The following is an 18,894-nucleotide window of genomic DNA, read 5'->3' on the forward strand; positions in this document are numbered from 1 at the left end:
TCTTTCATTATGATAGCGCACAATTTTTAGCCTGGTGTATCCAGGGCCTGACATTTCGGTAGTAGGTGGCAGTAGATGGTCAACTTAGTGATTATGCGTCATGGTGAGGCTGAAGCGCTGCAAAGCACAGATGCAAAACGACAACTGACTGCAAAAGGAAAAGCTGAGGTCAGTCGAATGGCCTCCTGGCTGCGGCAACATTACCCGGCTTTTGACAAAGTGATCTGTAGTCCTTACAGCAGGGCGCGTCAGACGGCTGAATTGATGTTGCTTAAACAGCCAGCAGGCTGCCAATTGACCTTGTTGTCGGATCTGGTACCGGAAGGCGATCCGACTCAGGTTCAACTGTATTTGGATGCGCTATGGTCGACCGATGCGGAGCAGCGTATTTTGCTGGTTTCTCATATGCCGCTGGTCAGCTTTTTGGTGCAAACTTTTAGCAGTGCAGGCCAATGCCCGGTATTTGCTACGGCCGGTTTGGCGTGTTTGCAGTATCAAGCCGGTGGCCATGGGCAATTGCTGGAAGCGACCTCACCACAAGATCTCAGCTTACTGCCGGTGTAATCCTTCTAGGGGAGATTGTCGCAGTCTTTATCGGCGACAGCACCCTTGGGTAATGACAGCAGCAACAGCAAAGCACCATCGCGGCCCCAGCTGCGCGGGGCGGTATGAAATGCCCTCACATTGGGATGCTGAATTAACCAGTTAGGTACTTTCCGCGCTAAAATCCCCAGCCCTTTGCCATGAACAACACAAGCACAGTGCAGATGCTGCTGCTCACACCAGTGCAGTAAAGCTGCCAGCTCCAGTTTGGCTTGCTGTTGAGTCATGCCATGCAAATCCAGCGTCACCTGAGGTTGGATCTGGCCGCGTTTCAATGCCCTGGCCAACAGCGGATCTTCGCCCGGAGCCACATAACTTTGGGCGCCATCACCAGCGACATAGCCTTCGTATTGGTCTGAAAAATAAAACAGGGCCTGCTCGTTGGCCGGTATCAGGGCTTTTGCTTTAGTTTTTGGCGTAACCGGAGTAGAATGATGCCACTTTTTATCCTGTACCAATGGCGAGGCGTCCGCGACAAGGTCACGGAATAATTGACTTTCTTCCGGGCTTAGTTTGGTTTTATCTGGCATGGTGCAAGTGTAATCAAACCTGCCGGTCAACACAAACCACTTCCGCTGCCTGCCTTACGAATAAACTTGGACTATTATGACTTCAGGCTCAGTGACCACAGGCTCAATCACCACAGAGAATGAGCAATCCCAGCCAGCTTCTTTGTTCACTCCAGCTTTGATTGACGATGCTCTGGCGCAGTTGTGCAGCATACAGGACTGGTTGCGCTTTGCGGTCAGTAAAATGCATCAGGGCCAGGTGTATTTAGGCCATGGCACGGACAACCCCTGGGATGAAGCTGCTAACTTAATGGCGGCTGTGCTGGCTTTACCCCCCATTACCGACGAGCATTTGTTTCAGGCCCGGTTGACCATGCAGGAGCGGCGCGACTTTCTGGCGCTGTTGCAACAGCGGATTGAGCAGCGGATACCAGCGGCTTATCTGACGCATCAGGCGTACTTTGCTGGCTTGCCATTTTATGTCGATGAGCGGGTTTTGGTACCACGTTCGCCGATAGCTGAACTGATCTTACAGGGTTTTAGTGAGCAGTTAGCGGGCCACCAGCCTGAGCGGATCCTGGATTTATGTACCGGCTCCGGCTGCATTGCCATTGCCTGTGCTTATCAGTTCCCGGAGGCTGAAGTGGACGCTGTCGACATTAGCCCGGATGCGTTGACAGTAGCTGAATACAACATTGCAGAGCATCAGCTTGAGCATCGGGTCTTCCCTTTGTTGTCGGATGTATTTGCTGGCCTGGCCGGGCAGCAGTACGATTTAATTGTCACCAATCCGCCTTATGTGGATGCCGAAGATATGGCGGACTTACCGGCTGAGTTTCTGCACGAGCCTGAGCTTGGTCTTGCATCCGGTGCTGATGGCTTGGCACTGACCCGGCAAATTTTGCAGCAAGCAGCTGAGCATCTGACTGAGCAGGGTGTATTGGTGTGTGAAGTGGGCAACAGCATGGTGGCATTGCAGGCGTTATTGCCTGATGTGCGGCTGCAATGGCTGGAGTTTGAGCAGGGCGGTACCGGGGTATTTGCCATTGATAAAGCAGAGCTGGTGCGCTGCCAGCAACAACTGAAGGAGTTTTAAATGGCAGGCAATAGCATTGGCCAGTTGTTTCGGGTAACCACCTTTGGTGAGAGCCATGGCCCGGCCATCGGCGGTATTGTGGATGGTTGTCCACCGGGACTTCGGATCACAGCAGAAGAGTTGCAGCAGGATTTAGATCGGCGTAAGCCCGGCACCTCTCGCTATACCACAGCCCGGCGTGAAGCCGATGAGGTGAAGATTTTATCTGGCGTGTTCGAAGGCATCAGTACCGGCTGTTCCATTGGCTTATTGATTGAAAATACCGACCAGCGTTCGCAGGATTACTCGAAAATCAAAGATGTGTTTCGTCCTGGCCATGCGGATTACACTTACTGGCATAAGTTTGGTATTCGCGATTACCGCGGCGGTGGTCGCTCTTCCGCTCGTGAAACGGCCATCCGGGTTGCTGCTGGCGCCATTGCCAAAAAATACCTGAAAGAAAAGTTCGGCATGGAGATTCGTGGTTATCTGGCCCAGTTAGGCCCTGTTGCGGTGGACCCGGTAGTGATGGAGCAAGCGCATTGGGATGAAGTGAACAACAACCCTTTCTTTTGCCCGGATCCGGGTAAACTGGAAGCGCTGGATGTTTACATGCGTGAGCTGAAAAAAGAGGGGGATTCGGTCGGTGCCCGGGTCAATGTGGTCGCAAGCCGAGTCCCTGTCGGCTTGGGAGAGCCGGTATTTGATCGGCTTGATGCCGATATTGCCCATGCCATGATGAGCATCAATGCAGTCAAAGCGGTAGAAATCGGCGATGGTTTTGCAGTGGTAGAGCAAAAAGGCTCGACCCATCGTGATGAATTAACGCCACAGGGCTTTAGTGCCAATCATGCCGGTGGTGTGCTGGGCGGCATCAGCAGTGGGCAGGATATTCGGGTGAGTATTGCGCTTAAACCGACTTCCAGCATCAGCATTCCAGGCAAGAGCATCAATCTGGACGGTGAACCGGTGGATATGCTGACCAAGGGCCGGCACGATCCCTGTGTTGGGATCCGGGCCGTACCGATTGCTGAAGCCATGCTGGCCATTGTGTTGATGGATCATCTGCTGCGTCATCGGGCTCAGAACCCCGATGTGGTGTGCAACACACCGGATATTGCCCGCCTGCAAGACGAATGAGTGGACTGCCAACACAGCATGCTGTACCAGCTTTAGTACTGGCTTACTTTGCTTACTATGGTGTGCTGGGCATTTTTATTCCGTATCTGGGGCTGTTTCTTGATGGTCGCGGCCTAAGTTCGTACGACATTGGCCTGCTGCTGGCTTTGGTCACAGCGACCCGCATTGTAGGGCCAAGCCTTTGGTCCCTCGTTGCGGAGCGGCAAGGGCGCCCGCTGCGTATCATGCGGCTGGGCGCTGTGCTGGCCTTGCTTGGTTGGCTTAGCAGCTTCTTCGACTACGGCTTTTGGCTCTTATTGCTTGGCTTTAGTCTTTTCAGTTTTTTCTGGACTGCTATCCTGCCGCAACTGGAAGTCACCACCTTTCACTTCTTGAATGATAATACCAGCCGTTATAGCCGCATTCGCAGCAGTGGTAGTGTCGGCTACATTGTATTGGTGCTGGTGGGTGGGGTTTTGCTGCAAAGCTTCGGCACCGAGGCGCTGCCCTATGGCGCCGCCTTGCTGATGTTGCTGCTGATTGGCAGTTTGTTTTTATTACCAGAGCTTAGCGCGCCGACAGAAAACAGCGCAGAGCGAAAGGGCTTTGGCCGATTATTAACGCAGCCGGTGTTTCTCTGCTTTATGGGGGCGGCTTTTATTTTGCAGATGAGCTTTGCCCCTTTTTATGGTTTTTTCACCTTGTATGCCCGTGATCTGGGCTACAGCGGGGTAGCCACCGGGCTTTTTATCAGCCTGGCGGTGTTGGCCGAAATTATCGCTTTTTTCTGGATGGGGGCTTTGCTCAAGCAGCGCAGTTACCGGTTGGTGCTGAGCTGTTGTTATGGCCTGACCATGGTCCGGTGGTTGATGCTGGCTTACCTTGCGCACTCGCCGCTCTGGCTGGCGGTCAGTATGCTGATGCATGCTGGCAGTTTCGCCATTGCGCATAGCTGTGCCATGCAATTTGTGCAGCATTATTTTCCGAAAGCATTACGCAGCCGGGGGCAGGCCCTGTATGCCGGTTTGATTTTTGGTGGCGGTGGCGCTGTCGGTGCTTATGCCGCCGGCATCTTGTGGCAGGATGGTGCTGGTGCAACCCAAACCTTTGTTATCGCAGCCATCACAGCCGGAGTGGCGATGCTGTGTGCGCTTTGTCTGCCGGCTCAGGTACACGCCGAGCCTTCAAAAAGAGCGGCTCACTGACAATACCAGGGCATCATCGCCCCAGCGCTCTTTGAGGGTTGTGGTGTGCAGGCCAGCGCTCAGGACAAAGCCAGCCAGCTCGGTGCTTAACACCAGCTCGGCATGGAAAAACCCGGATTTTCCTTCCCAGTCGTAGCTATCTTTATCGAATGAATGCGAGCGATCCAGGCCTGCCTGCAGGGTCCAGCCTGGGCTAAGCGCGAAGCTCCGGGCAATCTTCACCACCAGATGACCACCACCAAAGCCAAAATAATCGTTGCTGTACCACAGTGATAATTCATACGGGTTTCTGTTCAGTATCACGTGCACTTCACGAAAGTTGAGGTCCGAGCTGTAGCTGCGGCCATGGTAGGTGTACTGGGACAGTCCAACATCCAGGCCAAAGTCTTTAAACTGGTGGTAGTAACCCAGGTAGCCATCGAACTCTACCTTGGTCCCTTCGCCGAAGTCGACATTCGAGCCCCAAAAACCGGCATAGAAGCCATTGCCAGCCTCCCAGACTAACCCCGGCTGAAAAGCTGGTTTCTTATCCGTTTGGCTTACGCCATTGAACAGATAATTGTTGGTCACTGCCAGCTCCAGGGTCCAGTTGGCCTGAGCTGGTAGCAAATTACCGCACAGCAAAGTGCTGCCAAGTAAAGTTGTAGCTATTAATGATGGCTTCATAGGAACTCCTGTGCAGTGTTTAACATTTGAGCTGGTTTAATCGCTCATCCATGTGGCCGGTGATTTGATCGATGGTATCACTCACTTCTTTATTGCGCTGCGCCAGTTGCTCAAGTTCCCGGGTAGCATCGCCTATGGCCGAAATGTTGCGGTTAATTTCATCGCTCACCTGGTTCTGCTCTTCTGCTGCAGTGGCCACCTGAAAGGAGTTATCGGCGATGGCTGACATATCGCTGGTGGCGGCGGATAGCTTGTCGTAGGCGACCACAGCTTCACTCAAGGTTTGTTCAATCCCGGCGGTATTTTTACTGATTTGCTGCACCGCACCGCCGACCTGATGCTGTAAATTGGCAATTAGCTGTTTGATTTGATCGGTGGAGCTGTGGGTACGGGCAGCCAGGGTACGAACCTCATCAGCTACCACAGCAAAGCCTCGTCCTTGCTCGCCGGCACGGGCGGCTTCGATAGCCGCATTCAGTGCCAGCAAGTTGGTTTGCTCGGCAATCGACTGAATCACTTCAATAATCTGATTAATTTCCTGGCTGCTACCCGCTACCTCTTCAATCTGAACTTTGCTGTGCTCCACGTCCACCGCAACCTGGCGAAACTCATCCAATGTGCTCTGGAATAAACCATTGGCTTCATTCAGGGCCGCAATGGCACTTTGAGCCCCTTCAGCTGTGCTACCAGCCAGTTGGGCGACTTCGTTTGCGGTGGCTGTCATCTCATGCATAGCGGATACTACATTCTGAATTTCAGCGGCCTGCAGTTGTGTGGCCTGATTGGTTTGTTGACTGGTATCCACCAGGGTGTGGGTTTGCTGTTGCAACTGGGCGGAAAATTGCTGCAATGCTTTGATCATCTGTGCCAGCTTGGCGGTAAAGGCATTGAATCCATCGGCCATATCCTGCAGCTCCTGATGGCGGCTGCTATCCAGGGTTCGCGTTAAGTCACCCTCTGCACCTGAAAGGTCCTGCATCAGCAGGCTCATTTTTACAATGGGCTTGGTCGCGCGGGCTAACCAAAGTGACATCAAGGCAACAAAGAGCAGCAACAGCCCGAAGCCGGACAGCAGCATCCTGGCTGTGGTGGCGTTGGCATCCTCTTGCAGTTGCTGCGACAACTCATAGGCGGTCGCCAGTGCCACCTGTTCTGGAACGGCCACCAGAGTATACCAGGTACTGCCGGAGGCTTCGATGGGAATAGGGTGGGCCAATACCAACTGATCCTGGTAGGAAAAAAGCCCGCTTCTTCGTTGTTGCAGCGCGGCTGCGAGCTCCGGGGCCAGCTGTTGCAGTGACTGGCCCAACTGATCGGCAAAGCGGTTGGAGGCTACCACCAATTGCTGCTCGCTGAGCAGGTACAGATCGGCCTGACCATCGTACAGGCTGGCAGCCTGGCGCAGCAGCGACTCTTGTAATACCGGCAGGTTAATATCAACGCCTGCAACGCCACGAAAGGCACCATTGACCAGCACCGGGTAAACCAGGGATGTCAGTAACACTTCATAACCTGGCCGTATCTCATACTGGTATGGTTCCATCAGGCAAGGCCGGCGGTTATCATGGCTGCACAGGTACCATTCGGCTTCACGAATGCCAAATTCATTCAGATTACTGAGGTATTTATCAGCGGCATCCGGCGTGCGAATAAACTCCAGGCCGCCTTCGGATGCCACCCAATACACTTCCAGAGTCCCTTGATCTGAGCTGTGCTCAATGCCGGTGCCACGATAATCGTCGTCGCGCCCATCGTAACCGTTGGCTTCGTACTGGGTGTAAATGGAAGACACAGCAGGATTCGCCTGCAGCAAATGACGGGCGAACAGCTGAACTTGCTCACGGCTATAGGGCGTATTGCCGGAGCCAATAGCGCTGTGACGCATCAGACTGGCCAGGTTCTTGGCCACGTCGAAATTCCGGTTCATTACGCTGGCGGTATCCAGTGCGTTCACTCTGGCTGCATCGGTAAGGATGGTTTCTGCGGTGGCTCGCATTGAGCTATCCAGCCGCTCAATCGCATTTTGATTGCTGCTTCGGGTGGACTGCCAACCTATCAGCGCCATGCTGGCTGTGCTGATCAGTAGCAATAAGGCCACGCCCAGGCTGAGCTGAAAGCGAAGGGATTGAAACTGCATGATGATATCCTTTGCAAGGTCTACAACAATCTGACCTTTCAAGTTAAGTTCAGAATATCCTTAAATGCAATGGAGTCTGCGGTGCTTGTGAAATTATCCTTCAGCGCCGAAGCAACCATCGTAGTGCTGTGTTCAGCCAGTTTTTGTTGTAAGGCGGGTAGATCAGTTTGCCCGGGTGCCACCAGCCTTTGCTGTGTACGGCTTTGGCATGGCTAAAGGTATGGAAACCTTCCTTGCCATGATAAGCGCCGATACCGGAGGCACCAATGCCCCCAAAAGGCAGGTCATCCTGCGCTACCTGCATCAGGCAGTCATTCAGGCAGACTCCGCCAGAGTGGCTGTGCTTCAGAAATCGTTGTTGCAGTGCTTTATCATCACTGAACACATACAGGGCCAGAGGTCTGGCTTGAGTACTCAATTCGGTAAAAATATGCTCGATGGTGCTAAAGCTTCGGATGGGCAAAATTGGGCCAAAAATTTCCTGCTGCCACAGGGCATGATCCTCAGGCAAGTTCAGCACCAGCTGCAGTGGCAACAGGCCGCTGCCATCGTTGAGATAATGCTGCCAGCTGTGTTCAGCGCAACTGATGATGGTGGCGCCAGCTTGCTCAGCCTGCTGCAGCAACGTGCGCATACGAAGGCGCTGGCGTTCGGTGCAAAGCCAGCTGTAATCCTGCTGCAGCCGGCTGGCAGGGTACAACCGGGTAAAGGCGCCTTTCATTGCATGGATTAAAGCAGGTTCGATTTGCGCATCAACCCAGAGATAATCGGGCGCAACGCAGGTTTGGCCTGCATTGGCGCACTTGCCAAATATCAGCCGCTCGGCACTGACCGCCAGGTTGGCATCGGCGGCAATAATGGCCGGTGATTTGCCACCCAGCTCAAGCGTCACCGGGGTGAGATTAGCAGCAGCGGCCTGCATGACTTTTCGGCCAACCGCGGTGGAGCCGGTAAACAGCAGATGATCAAAAGGCAAGGCGGCAAAATCAGCGGCTTGCTTTGCATCACCGCTAAACACGGCGACTTGCTCGTCTGGAAACACCGCTGCCAGCAGGTGCTGCAAACATTGGTTGGTGGCTGGGGTATCTTCCGACAGCTTAAGCATCACCCGGTTGCCGGCAGCCAGCGCTGCCATCAAAGGCCCCAGCGTTAAAAATACCGGGTAATTCCAGGGTACCATGATACCAACCACTCCTTTGGGTTGGTACTGAATGAAATTACTGGCTGGCTGAAACAGCCAGCTGGTGTGGCGCTTTTCCGGTTTCATCCAACGCTTTAATTTCCGTTGCTGATACGCCAACCCCTGCAGCGTAGGCAACAATTCAATCCGCAGGCTTTCTTCGGCACAGCGGTGACCAAAGTCTTCGGACAGTGCGGCGGCAAGGGCGTTCAGCTGCTGCTTAAACTGCTGCTCCAGTTGCGTCAGTGCATGGAGGCGTGAGCGATAGTCCGGGTATGGCTGAGCCCGGGCCGCCTGCTGTTGGCTGGCAAAGGTAGCAGCTAATTTTGAGGTAGCTGCATTGGTAGTATCAGGGTGCTTGAGCATAAAGAACTTACAGGCAGTTCATTGGTGGGATTACTCTAGGGGACTTCCTGCAGCAACTCAAGTACTGCTACTGGGAAAAACAGAGGCAAGCGGGTACAATGCGCGCCATGAAAGCAAGGCTGGGGGAGCGTGATGTCGTCGGTGTTTCGTTTAGGCTTAATTATCAATCCGCTGGCCGGTTTGGGTGGCAGTGTCGGCTTAAAGGGCAGTGATGGAGTGGCTGAACAGGCACTGGCGCTGGGTGCTGAACCTTTGGCCGGTAAACGCAGCGAAACCACGCTCAGTGAATTGGCATCGCTTAAGGAGCGGTTGCTGATTAAAACCGTGGCAGGCAGCATGGGCCAGCAGTTGGCGGAGCAGCTTGGTTTTCATTGCAAAGTTTGTTATCAACCGGCTGTGGAACCAACCACGGCGGACGATACCGAAGCAGCTGCCCGGGCTTTGGTAGCTGACGGTATCGATTTGCTGCTGTTCGCCGGCGGTGATGGCACCGCCCGCAATATCTGTGCGGTGCTGCCAGAGCAGGTGACTGCGCTTGGTATTCCTGCTGGCTGTAAAATTCACTCCGGTGTGTATGCCATTAGCCCCACTGCTGCGGGTAAGTTGGTGGCCAGCCTGGTACGGGGAGAACTGGTGTCCATGCGTCAGGCCGATGTGATGGATATTGATGAGCAGGCTTTTCGTCAGGGCGTGGTGAAAGCCCGGCGCTTTGGTGAACTGTCCATTCCTGCTGCCTTGCAGTACGTGCAAAGCGTGAAAATGGGTGGACGTGAGTCGGAAGAGCTGGTGCTCGATGATCTGGCCGCCTGGGTCGTCAGCCAGATGGACGACGATGTGCGCTATGTGATGGGCTCAGGCTCTACGGTTGCGGCGGTGATGCAGCAGCTTGGTCTTGATAACACCTTGTTGGGTGTTGATGTGGTAGAAAATGGTCAGCTGATTGCCAGTGATGTGACTGCCAGTCAGCTACTGGCGCTGGTTCAAGATAAACCGAGCAAGCTGATCATCACCTTGATTGGTGGTCAGGGCCATGTGTTTGGTCGTGGCAATCAACAGCTTTCACCTGCAGTGATCCGGGCTATTGGTCGGGAAAATATCTGGCTGATAGCCACCAAGAGTAAATTGCAGCAATTAGACGGCAGGCCGCTGCTGGCCGATACCGGTGATGCTGTTTTGGATCGACAGTTACAAGGGTTTATCCCGGTACTGACCGGCTACAACGATTATGTGATGTATCGATTAGGAGAGGCAGATTAATGGACAGCATGCACTTTATTTCGGCCGTGGCCGACTATTTTGACCAGATGATCCCATTAGCCAGCGACGACGAGCTGTTTGCCGCCGGTTATCTGCGTGGTCACTTTGATCTGGCCGTTGGCACTCTGGAAGTGGCGGGAGCGCCTTTTAACCAGCAGGAATTGCAAGCGCAGGTGGAGCAAAGTTTGGCACAAGCCATCGCCAATGGAGAGCTCAACAGCGACGATCAGCAACTGGTCACCGGCCTTTGGCGGCAAGTTCAGCAACTGGCGGCCTGACAGCCGACTTGGTTTGCGGTACTATAGAACTTCTTTGCTGTAGCTACAGCGCCAATCACAAAGTGAGTTTTATGTCTGAACAATACACCTCGTTAGAACAGCACGCCAGTTATGGCATTGGTTTGCAAATGGGTCAGCAACTGGCCGACAATCCTTTTGATGGGTTGGATATCCATGCCGTAGCGGCGGGTTTACAAGCCGCTTTTCAGGGCGAAGCACCGGCAGTCTCTGAAGAGTTAATTCGTGCTGCGTTCACTGAAATCAGCCAGCGCATGCAAGCAGCCCAGGCTGAAAAAGCAGAACAAGCAGCTAAAGTTGGCGAAGACTTCCTGGCAGAAAATGCCAAGCGCGCTGAAGTGACCGTCACTGAGTCTGGCTTGCAGTTCGAAGTGTTAAATGCCGGTGCTGGCGATAAGCCTGGTCGTGAGTCGACGGTGCGTACCCACTATCACGGTACGCTGATTGATGGCACTGTGTTTGACAGTTCCTACCAGCGTGGTGAGCCGGCGGAGTTCCCGGTATCTGGTGTGATTGCTGGCTGGACCGAAGCCCTGCAGATGATGCCGGTAGGTGCCAAGTACCGTCTGTATATTCCGCACGAGCTGGCCTACGGCGAGCGCGGTGCAGGCCACGCTATTCCGCCCTTCAGCGCCCTGGTGTTTGATGTCGAGTTACTGGCAATTGTTGAGTAATTCGTTTTATAAAATCAGGCGCTCAGGCGCCTGATTTTGTAAAAGCGAATTAGCCTTTGTATGGGTTGGTATTTAGCCGGACTGCTTGACTGAGTAGCACCAGCACCGCCACCAGCGCATAGGCTACAAAGATCCATTGCATCCAGTCCGCCATCGACGCACCGGCAAATTGCCAGTCAATGGCACCACAGGGCCCGGTTGGATCGAAAACAGAGGGTAGCCACTCGTGCAGTGGCAACCAATCCGGAAAATCTGCGAATAAAGCACAGCTGTAAAAACCGCCATCCGCAATCAACTGTTCGATATCACTAAGTTTTCTTGCCTGCAACCAGCCGTAAATGGCCGCTGCCAGCCAGCCCAGACTGGCAACAAGTCGTATCGGTGTGCTGGCTGGTGCCAGCAAGCCAACTAAAGCGGCCAGGAAAATACCAGCTACGGCAGCCCGGATGTAAACACACTGCATGCAAGGCTCCAGGCCCATGCCATATTGAAAGTACAGTGCAGTCAGCTGCAATCCGAGTGCTGTTAGCAGCAGCAATAGCCAGCTTAGCCGTTGCTTTGAGAATTTTTTTAGCCATTCAAACATCGGTCAGGCTCCGGGAAAAGTCTAATTTTGAGGCAGTTACTCTATGTCATTGCGCATCTGGTTACAACTCTGGCGGCAAAAGCTTGCCAAAATGGTTGCACCACTTGTTAACTGATGGTTCTCTGGTACAATCAGTCGATAATCTAAAACAAAGATAGCCAAAGTGGACCTTCCTGGATGACCAATCTTATTAAAGCACAAAGCCCGGCCGGTTTTGCAGAAGAATACATTGTTGACTCAATCTGGAATGGCAAGTTTGCCCCAGGCTCCATCCTGCCTGCCGAGCGTGAATTGTCAGAGTTGATTGGTGTCACCCGTACTACGCTGCGCGAAGTCTTGCAGCGGCTGGCGCGTGATGGCTGGCTCACCATTCAGCATGGAAAGCCAACCAAAGTGAACAATTTCTGGGAAACTTCGGGTTTGAACATCCTGGAAACACTGGCGCGACTGGATCAGGACCAGATGCCGGATCTGGTGAACGAGCTGCTGTCTGCCCGCACCAATATCAGTGCCATTTATATCCGTGGAGCCATCAAAACCCATCGCGAAGAAGCAATGGCTTCTTTTGCCGGAGCTGATGAGCTGCCCGATACGGCAGAAGCATTTGCTGATTTTGACTACAACTTAAATCATGAGCTGGCGCTGCACTCATCCAACCGGATTTATGTGCTGATCCTGAATGGCTTTCGTGGCTTGTACAACAAAATTGCCCGTTTTTATTTTTCCCAGCCAGAAGCCCGGGAACTGGCTCGTTGCTATTACAAGGAATTGCGCGCCTATGCCGAGGCCGGGCGTCACGATGAAGTGATTGCTGTGGTGCGAAAGTACGGTTGGGAAAGCGGCAAAATCTGGTTTGGGCTTCGCGCCAGTATTCCGAAAGACTTGATTGAATAAGGTTGCTGTTATCCTGCAATAAAAAAACCGCTGAGGCGGTTTTTTTATTGCAGATATGAAAGTGCTTGCTGGGGCTTTAACAGAGCTCATTGCCATTGGCGGTACCGCAAGCAAAAGCCATCAGATTATCACTGGTGATCTGACTGATTTGCTGCATGGCCTCTTCAGTAAAAAAGGCCTGATGGCCGGTGATCAGCACATTCGGGAAGGTCAGCAGTCGTTTAAACACATCATCATCGATCACCATTTCCGACAGGTTCTCAAAAAACAGGTCGGCTTCCTGCTCGTACACATCCAGCCCCAAATAGCCAATTTTACGACTTTTCAGCGCCCGAATCACGGCTTTGGTATCAATCAAGCCACCACGGCTGGTGTTGATTAGCATGACGTTCTGCTTCATCAGCTCCAGGCTATCCTGATTAATCAGATAACGGGTTTCCGGGGTTAGCGGGCAGTGTAAACTGATGATATCGGCTGCACGGTACAACTCGGGCAGGGGTAGATAACGCGCTCCCAGCTGTTTTAACTCCGCATCTTCGTACAGGTCGTGGCAGATTAAGCTGCAACCAAAGCCCAGCAAAATTTTCGCAGTGGCTTTGCCTATGCGGCCGGTACCGATCAGGCCTACCGTTTTGCCATGCATATTAAAGCCGAGCAAACCATCCAGCGAAAAGTTATCGTCCCGTACCCGGTTGTAGGCTTTGTGCAGTTTGCGGTTTAGCGTTAGCATCATGCCAACGGTATGTTCAGCGACTGCCTCTGGCGAGTAGGCGGGGACCCGCGCTACCCGAATACCCAGCTGTTTGGCTGCGTCCAAATCGACATTATTAAACCCAGCGCAGCGCAGGGCAATCATCCGCACTCCCTCAGCGTGTAAGGCTTGTAGTACCGGCGCGGATAAGTCGTCGTTGACAAAGGCGCAGATGGCGCTACTGCCTGCGGCCAGCGCGACGGTATCCGGGTTTAATTTCAACTCCAGATAGTGAAACTCCAGCTTGGCATCGGCCCAACGACTAAAAGCCTGTTGATCGTACTTTTTGGCACTGTATACGGTTACTTTCATGCGGGGTATCCCTGTTTCAGTTTGTCCACAGTGTAGCAAAAAAGAGGCATCCGTTATTGCGGCCGATCAATGAAGGTTATGGGTTGAGCAATTCCTCAATGCTCTGCTTAAGCGCCAGCGGCTTGGTGCGCGGTGCATAGCGCTTCACGACTTCGCCCTTACCATTGACTAAAAACTTGGTGAAGTTCCATTTGATAGCACGGGTTTTCAGCAAACCGCGGGCCTGGTTTTTCAGGAACTCAAACAAGGGCTCGGCTTCAGGGCCATTCACCTGCACTTTTGCCATCACCGAAAAGCTAACGCCATAATTAATTTCGCAAAACTGCTGAATGTCCTGATCCGAGCCGGGCTCCTGGCCACCAAACTGATTGCAGGGAAAAGCCAGGATCTCAAAATTGCGATCTTTATAGGTTTGATAGAGCGTCTCAAGCTCTTGGTACTGTGGGGTGAAGCCGCATTGACTGGCTGTATTGACTACCAGCACGGTTTTGCCTTTGTATTGCGATAAATCAACAGGTTTGCCCTGTGCGTCTTTCACGGTAAAGTGATGCAGGTTGTTCATCCGTTCTTCCCCAAAAGGTTTTTGCTTTTTTGCGGCCATCTTTGTACGCTTAGCGCCATTCCCTAGTTTACGACAGAAGTAAGACACTGGTATGACAAATTCCGCGAACAGCAAAAAAGTCGCCTTTATTGGCTTGGGTGTGATGGGTTATCCGATGGCTGGTTATTTACAACACAACGGTCATGAGACCCGGGTATACAACCGCACCAGCAGCAAAGCACAGCAATGGGTTAAGCAGTATGGCGGTCAGTATGGCAGCACACCGGCAGAGGCCGCCCAAGGGTCAGAGCTGGTGTTTCTTTGTGTTGGTAATGACGATGATGTCCGCTCGGTGGTTTATGGTGAGCACGGCGTACTGGCCAGCATGCAGCCAGGTTCGGTGTTGATCGATCACACCACAGCTTCAGCAGAGCTGGCCCGTGAACTTGCTGCCGTTTGTGCGAAGCAAGGCATTGGCTTTTTGGATGCACCGGTATCCGGCGGCCAGGCCGGTGCTGAAAACGGGGTGCTGACCATTATGGTCGGCGGCGACAGCGAGGCCTATGCCAAAGCCGAACCGGTGATGCAGGCTTATGCCCGTTGCTGCAAGCTGCTAGGGCCTGCCGGTTCCGGGCAACTTGCCAAAATGGTCAATCAAATTTGCATCGCCGGTGTGGTGCAAGGCCTGGCGGAAGGGCTGCATTTTGCCCAAAACGCCGGTTTGGATGCTGCCGCTGTGGTGGAGGTGATTTCACAAGGGGCTGCTCAGTCCTGGCAAATGCAAAACCGTTATCAGACCATGCTCAAAGGCGAGTACGATTTTGGCTTTGCCGTCGACTGGATGCGCAAAGATCTCGCTATTGCCCTTAACGAAGCCCGCAAAAATGGCAGCCATCTGCCACTGACTGCTCTGGTCGATCAGTTCTACAGCGAAGTCCAGCGCATGGGTGGCAACCGCTGGGATACGTCAAGTTTGTTGGCGCGTTTGCAGAAGTAGTTGTAGCGGCGTAAAGTATGTTTTAAAGGCATATCAAGGTGCTCTACCATGAAAGCTGAATACGATCTTTCCGAAATGAGTTCACGCAAGAACCCTTATGCCTCCAGGCTAAAAAAGCCGGTGACCATGCGTTTAAGCGAGGATGTAATAGCCTACTTCAAGGAAATGGCAGAAGAAGAAGGGATCCCTTACCAAAGCCTGATTAACCTGTATCTAAGAGACTGCGTGGCTCAGCACCGTAAGCTGAGCGTCAAGTGGCCGGCAGAGCGCCCACACCCAAAAGCTGGCTAAACCCAGTTTAGCGGCTTAACCGAGGATCCGGCATAAAATCCAGTTCTATCTGGCTGTCAAGACAGGCCGAATAGTCGGGGTGTGCTGGGTTTAGCAAAATGTTGTGCTCGCGCGGTGCCAGCACACTGGGTACGGCTAAGGCCAGGCTGGCTTGCTCTTGCAGCCAGCTATCGCCGATGTTGGCGGTTTCAGCGCTGGCCGGTTGTACCTGCCAGTTGGCGGGCAGGTGCTGTGGGCTTAGGCTAAGTAAGGCATCGTCCGGTAGCTGCAACTGAAATAAGCGAAACTGCTTTAATGCCACTCGGTTGTTCAGATGCACCAGCACTTCCAATATAGCCAGAGCCTCCGAACCTGCGGTGTAGATACAGGCGTTGCCTTTGCTGTTCCAGCGCCCGCCATACAGCCTGGCACCTTCGCCATCAAACGCCTGATCAGCCCACTTCTGATGCACCAGCCGGTACAGCAGCATCAGCTGAAGACGCCATGCTCTAAACGGCCAATCAGATCCAGCACCGCCTGGCTTTCTGCCGAGGTGGCCAGCATCTCAATAGGGGCCTGATCACCAAGGCCATACACGGGCTGTGTCAGCCAGCTTCTGATGGCAGCACTATCGCCGCCAAACAAGCTGCTGGCAGCCGCAAAAACGGTGGCAAAGCGATACAGCCGGTCGCTTTCATCCTGAGTAAAGCGGCCGCTTTTCGCACGCCGGGCCAGGGTAGCAGGGGCCAGCTGGCAAACCGCTGCCAGTTGCTTTTTATCCAGGGTGGACAGTGCTGCCAGTTTATCAAACACCTGGTAGGCAAAGCCCTGATGCAGCGCCTGATACAGTTTAGGACCACGCTCAGCAATGCCGATTTGCCGCCAAATATCAGGCTTGGTGGAGAGGCGGGGACTAAACTCACGGATCATGGCAGACATTGTTGCCTCCTATCATCTGATATATCAGAAGTATATCAGGTGATTATTCCTGGTCAATGCGACCCTAATTTTCGGTCATACCAACCCCTCACACCAAAATCCACTTAGGTCCATTGACGTTTATTTTATTAGGGCTCAAATGCTCCCATAAGCAATCAATAAGTTGACCTTTCTTGCGAGTGTGTATCGGTGTGTATATACTAATACACAGGTTAGCGGAGTCCTTATGAAATCATCTGACCTGATCCAAGAGCTTAAAGCAGCCGGTTGTTACATGAAACGGCAGGGTAAAGGGAGTCACCAAATATGGTTCTCCCCGGTGACAGGGAAAACCTTCCCGGTACCGCACCCAAAAGGGGCATTGCCAGTCGGAACTGTGAAGGCGATAAAAAAGTCAGCGGGCATCTAGCCCGCTGCATTTAACGAGGTGAGTTATGTACTTTTCAGTTGGTATTGAAACGCCAAAATCAGAGGCAGAAGCCTACGGGCTTGTAGTGCCAGCATTGTGCAATGAAAAGTTTAGCTGTTTCAGTGCTGCAGATACCGAAGATCAGATAGCACCGATGGCAACTGAGGCTATACAGCTTGTACTGGAAAGCATGCAGGAAGACGGCACCGCTACTGAGGGTTTGCGTGACTTGGGCGCCCTGACCTACCAGAAGCAAGCTGATTATGCCCACTGCGATGCCTGGCTAATGCTCCACGTTGATATTACTGCATTTGAAGGTAAGCCTAAGCGCATTAATATCAGCATCCCTGATACATTGATCAGCCGTATCGACCATAAGGTAAAAGCAGCGCCAGATCGCTACCGCGACCGTAGCCACTTCCTGGCTACTGCGGCTCGGCACGAATTGGAAACGGTGGGCAATTAGCACTTGCCGACCAGCCGCCTATGGTACGGAGTGTTACGACCCCGATTTTAGATGCTGTCTGATTGCCTGAGCCGTGTAATAAAGTGGGTACACCAGGTGCTGCTGCTCCAGCGCTGACGAGCCCTGAGTGCCGGTTAATTTAATGGTTTTTAGCGGCTGACATTTTTCAATATAGGATTGCAGCGATTTGGCGCGGGTGCGCTTACCGCTTTTCACTTCCAGAGGAATAATATTGCCTGTCGCATCAGTTAAAATAAACTCTATCTCTGCTCTGGCATCACTCCATGAAAACGTCGGTTCAATACCCAGGGCCGCTAATTCCTGTTGTACAAAGTTTTCTGCAATATAGCCCTTGTATTCAAAGCTCTGCTGTTTAATCTCTAGATAGCTTACTCCCAGCATATGGTTCAGCAGGCCAACGTCAAACAGAAACAGCTTTACCATATTGTCTTTTTTATACGCTGCCAGTGGGCTGCGGGGCCTGCCTTCAACAGGGTAGTTTTTGAGGATCAGCCGGCATTTTTCCAGCCAGTCAATACTGGTTTCTAAATCCTGATAACGTGACTTGCGTGCATAAACATCTTTAAACTTAAAGCGTTTTACCGACTGATCCAGCACGGCGGCCAGTTGTGACGGCACCGCTGTAAACACCGCTTCTATCAATGCGGCATCGGTCTTACCGGAATATTTGCCAAAATCCCGGATATAGCCTGCCAGCAAATCGGCCTGCACTTTTGAAACGGCTTTCACCCGTTGCAATATGCTCTGATCCGCTAGCTGAAACCATGAGCTGACCGCCTCCGGCATACCGCCGGTGAAGTAATAGTCGGTTAGCTTATCAAGCAGTTTGGTGTGTGCCGCAGCGGAGTTTTGTGCTGCGTCATAAACCTTCAGTAATGCTGGCTCTGCCGCCGCTTGCAAAAACTCCCGAAAGGTTAAAGGCCGTAAATTGTATTGCTCTACCTTACCTACCGGGAAGGTATTCAGCAAACCGATATTAGAACCGCTGGCAGCAATAAATGCCTGTGGTGTTTGCTCGGCAAAGTATTTTAAGGCGGTTACGGCTCGGGGGCATTCGCCAATTTCATCGAGGATTAATAAGTCTGTTTGCAGGTTAAACGGCTGGCCGGTTAATAACTCAATATTCGTCAGCACATCCTGCGGCACTAAGGAGGCGGCAAAGGCCTCTGCCATCTGCGGTGATTCCAGAAAATCTATTCTCAGCACCCGCGGAAAATGCAAGCCAAACAATTGCTGCAACAAATAGGTTTTGCCGGTTTGGCGTGCGCCATCAATCAGTAACGGCTTGCGTTCAGTTTTGTCCTTCCAACGCAGCAGCTCTGCAAGTAATTCGCGTTCCATAGCATCACCTTAGTATCAGCATTATGGCTAACACTACACTTATCTGCGCGTAAAAACAAACTTTATAACACTTTTATGCGCGTAAAATTGATCGAAACTTCTGTTTAATGCGCATAAAAGTGAGGGGCGCCTCTTATTGTGTCGAGAACACCCACTGATCCGAGAGCCTGTAAAAGGTCACTCCAATTTACCACCACCACCATTACTGGTTGCTTAATATCAGTTGCACTTTCACCTAATCACCAGATTTAGTAATCATCCAATTTATTGATCGTCAGCT

22 protein-coding genes are annotated in these 18,894 nt (G+C 52.6%); 12 read left to right on the forward strand and 10 right to left on the reverse strand.

The genetic code is table 11. The features are described 5' to 3' along the window. The first annotated feature begins 75 nt into the window (after positions 1 to 75). Positions 76 to 564: a phosphohistidine phosphatase SixA gene (gene sixA, locus QWY20_RS03330; protein WP_330127611.1), complete on the forward strand. Its 489-nt coding sequence runs from the start codon at positions 76 to 78 to the stop codon at positions 562 to 564. A 5-nt stretch (positions 565 to 569) separates the two neighbouring features. Here sixA and smrB read toward each other — a convergent pair whose 3' ends face one another. Next, a complete protein-coding gene (gene smrB / locus QWY20_RS03335) occupies positions 570 to 1,133 on the reverse strand; it encodes an endonuclease SmrB (protein WP_330127612.1) in 564 nt (187 codons plus the stop codon). Between the two features lie 76 nt (positions 1,134 to 1,209). Between smrB and prmB the strand changes: the two genes are divergently transcribed. From prmB to QWY20_RS03350, 3 genes are read left to right on the forward strand one after another with little or no spacing between them, the layout of a single operon-like run. Beyond that, positions 1,210 to 2,208, forward strand: coding sequence for a 50S ribosomal protein L3 N(5)-glutamine methyltransferase (gene prmB / locus QWY20_RS03340; RefSeq protein WP_330127613.1), 999 nt, complete (start codon positions 1,210 to 1,212; stop codon positions 2,206 to 2,208). After that, a complete protein-coding gene (gene aroC / locus QWY20_RS03345; RefSeq protein ID WP_330127614.1) occupies positions 2,209 to 3,327 on the forward strand; it encodes a chorismate synthase in 1,119 nt (372 codons plus the stop codon). After that, the gene (locus QWY20_RS03350; RefSeq protein ID WP_330127615.1) at positions 3,324 to 4,511 is read left to right on the forward strand and encodes an MFS transporter; all 1,188 of its coding nucleotides are present in this window, start codon (positions 3,324 to 3,326) and stop codon (positions 4,509 to 4,511) included. Before aroC ends, QWY20_RS03350 begins: the two co-directional genes overlap by 4 nt. On the opposite strand, the gene QWY20_RS03355 is transcribed toward QWY20_RS03350, so the two are convergent. From QWY20_RS03355 to QWY20_RS03365, 3 genes are all read right to left on the reverse strand, one after another. After that, positions 4,491 to 5,177 carry a TorF family putative porin gene (locus tag QWY20_RS03355; RefSeq protein WP_330127616.1) on the reverse strand — a complete coding sequence of 229 codons (687 nt, stop codon included), beginning with the start codon at positions 5,175 to 5,177 and terminating at the stop codon, positions 4,491 to 4,493. The two genes, QWY20_RS03350 and QWY20_RS03355, sit on opposite strands and share 21 nt — an antisense overlap. 19 nt (positions 5,178 to 5,196) lie before the next feature. After that, the gene (locus tag QWY20_RS03360) at positions 5,197 to 7,314 is read right to left on the reverse strand and encodes a methyl-accepting chemotaxis protein (RefSeq protein WP_330127617.1); all 2,118 of its coding nucleotides are present in this window, start codon (positions 7,312 to 7,314) and stop codon (positions 5,197 to 5,199) included. A 100-nt stretch (positions 7,315 to 7,414) separates the two neighbouring features. Further along, positions 7,415 to 8,860, reverse strand: a complete 1,446-nt coding sequence (locus QWY20_RS03365) for an aldehyde dehydrogenase family protein (RefSeq protein ID WP_330127618.1) — start codon at positions 8,858 to 8,860, stop codon at positions 7,415 to 7,417. 132 nt (positions 8,861 to 8,992) lie between these two features. On the opposite strand from QWY20_RS03365, the gene QWY20_RS03370 reads away from it, so the two are divergent. The 3 genes from QWY20_RS03370 to QWY20_RS03380 all read left to right on the forward strand — a co-directional run bounded on the left by QWY20_RS03370 (position 8,993) and on the right by QWY20_RS03380 (position 11,087). Then, positions 8,993 to 10,117: an ATP-NAD kinase family protein gene (locus QWY20_RS03370; RefSeq protein ID WP_330127619.1), complete on the forward strand. Its 1,125-nt coding sequence runs from the start codon at positions 8,993 to 8,995 to the stop codon at positions 10,115 to 10,117. After that, positions 10,117 to 10,395, forward strand: a complete 279-nt coding sequence (locus QWY20_RS03375; RefSeq protein WP_330127620.1) for a YfcL family protein — start codon at positions 10,117 to 10,119, stop codon at positions 10,393 to 10,395. Before QWY20_RS03370 ends, QWY20_RS03375 begins: the two co-directional genes overlap by 1 nt. Positions 10,396 to 10,466: 71 nt before the next feature. Beyond that, on the forward strand, positions 10,467 to 11,087 hold the full coding sequence (locus QWY20_RS03380) for an FKBP-type peptidyl-prolyl cis-trans isomerase (RefSeq protein WP_330127621.1): 621 nt from the start codon (positions 10,467 to 10,469) through the stop codon (positions 11,085 to 11,087). 49 nt (positions 11,088 to 11,136) lie between these two features. Here the strand turns inward: QWY20_RS03380 and dsbB are convergent, their stop codons facing one another. Beyond that, complete coding sequence (gene dsbB, locus QWY20_RS03385) at positions 11,137 to 11,673, reverse strand: disulfide bond formation protein DsbB (protein WP_330127622.1); 537 nt, start codon at positions 11,671 to 11,673, stop codon at positions 11,137 to 11,139. Positions 11,674 to 11,850: 177 nt separating this feature from the next. Between dsbB and fadR the strand changes: the two genes are divergently transcribed. Further along, positions 11,851 to 12,567, forward strand: coding sequence for a fatty acid metabolism transcriptional regulator FadR (gene fadR / locus QWY20_RS03390; RefSeq protein ID WP_330127623.1), 717 nt, complete (start codon positions 11,851 to 11,853; stop codon positions 12,565 to 12,567). A 76-nt stretch (positions 12,568 to 12,643) separates the two neighbouring features. Here fadR and QWY20_RS03395 read toward each other — a convergent pair whose 3' ends face one another. Together QWY20_RS03395 and QWY20_RS03400 are read right to left on the reverse strand one after the other, a co-directional pair. Continuing rightward, entirely contained in the window at positions 12,644 to 13,630 is a 987-nt protein-coding gene (locus QWY20_RS03395; protein WP_330127624.1) for a 2-hydroxyacid dehydrogenase, read from the reverse strand. A gap of 76 nt (positions 13,631 to 13,706) precedes the next feature. After that, on the reverse strand, positions 13,707 to 14,192 hold the full coding sequence (locus tag QWY20_RS03400) for a glutathione peroxidase (RefSeq protein ID WP_330127625.1): 486 nt from the start codon (positions 14,190 to 14,192) through the stop codon (positions 13,707 to 13,709). 91 nt (positions 14,193 to 14,283) lie between these two features. On the opposite strand from QWY20_RS03400, the gene QWY20_RS03405 reads away from it, so the two are divergent. Next, positions 14,284 to 15,168, forward strand: coding sequence for an NAD(P)-dependent oxidoreductase (locus QWY20_RS03405; RefSeq protein ID WP_330127626.1), 885 nt, complete (start codon positions 14,284 to 14,286; stop codon positions 15,166 to 15,168). Positions 15,169 to 15,216: 48 nt separating this feature from the next. Further along, positions 15,217 to 15,459 carry a BrnA antitoxin family protein gene (locus QWY20_RS03410; protein ID WP_330127627.1) on the forward strand — a complete coding sequence of 81 codons (243 nt, stop codon included), beginning with the start codon at positions 15,217 to 15,219 and terminating at the stop codon, positions 15,457 to 15,459. A 7-nt stretch (positions 15,460 to 15,466) separates the two neighbouring features. Here QWY20_RS03410 and QWY20_RS03415 read toward each other — a convergent pair whose 3' ends face one another. Next, positions 15,467 to 15,931, reverse strand: a complete 465-nt coding sequence (locus tag QWY20_RS03415; protein ID WP_330127642.1) for an RES family NAD+ phosphorylase — start codon at positions 15,929 to 15,931, stop codon at positions 15,467 to 15,469. Next, positions 15,928 to 16,377 carry a type II RES/Xre toxin-antitoxin system antitoxin gene (gene parS / locus QWY20_RS03420; RefSeq protein ID WP_330127628.1) on the reverse strand — a complete coding sequence of 150 codons (450 nt, stop codon included), beginning with the start codon at positions 16,375 to 16,377 and terminating at the stop codon, positions 15,928 to 15,930. Before parS ends, QWY20_RS03415 begins: the two co-directional genes overlap by 4 nt. 226 nt (positions 16,378 to 16,603) lie before the next feature. Here parS and QWY20_RS03425 point away from each other — a divergent pair, with 226 nt between their 5' ends. Beyond that, positions 16,604 to 16,786, forward strand: a complete 183-nt coding sequence (locus tag QWY20_RS03425) for a type II toxin-antitoxin system HicA family toxin (RefSeq protein ID WP_330127629.1) — start codon at positions 16,604 to 16,606, stop codon at positions 16,784 to 16,786. 25 nt (positions 16,787 to 16,811) lie between these two features. Beyond that, complete coding sequence (locus QWY20_RS03430) at positions 16,812 to 17,252, forward strand: type II toxin-antitoxin system HicB family antitoxin (protein WP_330127630.1); 441 nt, start codon at positions 16,812 to 16,814, stop codon at positions 17,250 to 17,252. A gap of 33 nt (positions 17,253 to 17,285) precedes the next feature. Here the strand turns inward: QWY20_RS03430 and QWY20_RS03435 are convergent, their stop codons facing one another. Further along, positions 17,286 to 18,614, reverse strand: coding sequence for an ATP-binding protein (locus QWY20_RS03435; protein WP_330127631.1), 1,329 nt, complete (start codon positions 18,612 to 18,614; stop codon positions 17,286 to 17,288). Positions 18,615 to 18,894: the final 280 nt, after the last annotated feature.

It is taken from the genome of Alkalimonas cellulosilytica, assembly GCF_036325985.1.
Lineage (GTDB): Bacteria > Pseudomonadota > Gammaproteobacteria > Enterobacterales > Alteromonadaceae > Alkalimonas > Alkalimonas cellulosilytica.

Coding starts and splice junctions, on each gene's coding strand:
- aroC (WP_330127614.1), top strand. CDS start 2,209: ATGGCAGGCAATAGCATTGGCCAGTTGTTTCGGGTAACCACCTTTGGT.
- prmB (WP_330127613.1), top strand. CDS start 1,210: ATGACTTCAGGCTCAGTGACCACAGGCTCAATCACCACAGAGAATGAG.
- sixA (WP_330127611.1), top strand. CDS start 76: ATGGTCAACTTAGTGATTATGCGTCATGGTGAGGCTGAAGCGCTGCAA.
- QWY20_RS03365 (WP_330127618.1), bottom strand. CDS start 8,860: ATGCTCAAGCACCCTGATACTACCAATGCAGCTACCTCAAAATTAGCT.
- QWY20_RS03425 (WP_330127629.1), top strand. CDS start 16,604: ATGAAATCATCTGACCTGATCCAAGAGCTTAAAGCAGCCGGTTGTTAC.
- QWY20_RS03410 (WP_330127627.1), top strand. CDS start 15,217: ATGAAAGCTGAATACGATCTTTCCGAAATGAGTTCACGCAAGAACCCT.
- QWY20_RS03350 (WP_330127615.1), top strand. CDS start 3,324: ATGAGTGGACTGCCAACACAGCATGCTGTACCAGCTTTAGTACTGGCT.
- QWY20_RS03370 (WP_330127619.1), top strand. CDS start 8,993: ATGTCGTCGGTGTTTCGTTTAGGCTTAATTATCAATCCGCTGGCCGGT.
- fadR (WP_330127623.1), top strand. CDS start 11,851: ATGACCAATCTTATTAAAGCACAAAGCCCGGCCGGTTTTGCAGAAGAA.
- smrB (WP_330127612.1), bottom strand. CDS start 1,133: ATGCCAGATAAAACCAAACTAAGCCCGGAAGAAAGTCAATTATTCCGT.
- parS (WP_330127628.1), bottom strand. CDS start 16,377: ATGTCTGCCATGATCCGTGAGTTTAGTCCCCGCCTCTCCACCAAGCCT.
- QWY20_RS03360 (WP_330127617.1), bottom strand. CDS start 7,314: ATGCAGTTTCAATCCCTTCGCTTTCAGCTCAGCCTGGGCGTGGCCTTA.
- dsbB (WP_330127622.1), bottom strand. CDS start 11,673: ATGTTTGAATGGCTAAAAAAATTCTCAAAGCAACGGCTAAGCTGGCTA.
- QWY20_RS03400 (WP_330127625.1), bottom strand. CDS start 14,192: ATGAACAACCTGCATCACTTTACCGTGAAAGACGCACAGGGCAAACCT.
- QWY20_RS03375 (WP_330127620.1), top strand. CDS start 10,117: ATGGACAGCATGCACTTTATTTCGGCCGTGGCCGACTATTTTGACCAG.
- QWY20_RS03380 (WP_330127621.1), top strand. CDS start 10,467: ATGTCTGAACAATACACCTCGTTAGAACAGCACGCCAGTTATGGCATT.
- QWY20_RS03405 (WP_330127626.1), top strand. CDS start 14,284: ATGACAAATTCCGCGAACAGCAAAAAAGTCGCCTTTATTGGCTTGGGT.
- QWY20_RS03395 (WP_330127624.1), bottom strand. CDS start 13,630: ATGAAAGTAACCGTATACAGTGCCAAAAAGTACGATCAACAGGCTTTT.
- QWY20_RS03430 (WP_330127630.1), top strand. CDS start 16,812: ATGTACTTTTCAGTTGGTATTGAAACGCCAAAATCAGAGGCAGAAGCC.
- QWY20_RS03355 (WP_330127616.1), bottom strand. CDS start 5,177: ATGAAGCCATCATTAATAGCTACAACTTTACTTGGCAGCACTTTGCTG.
- QWY20_RS03435 (WP_330127631.1), bottom strand. CDS start 18,614: ATGGAACGCGAATTACTTGCAGAGCTGCTGCGTTGGAAGGACAAAACT.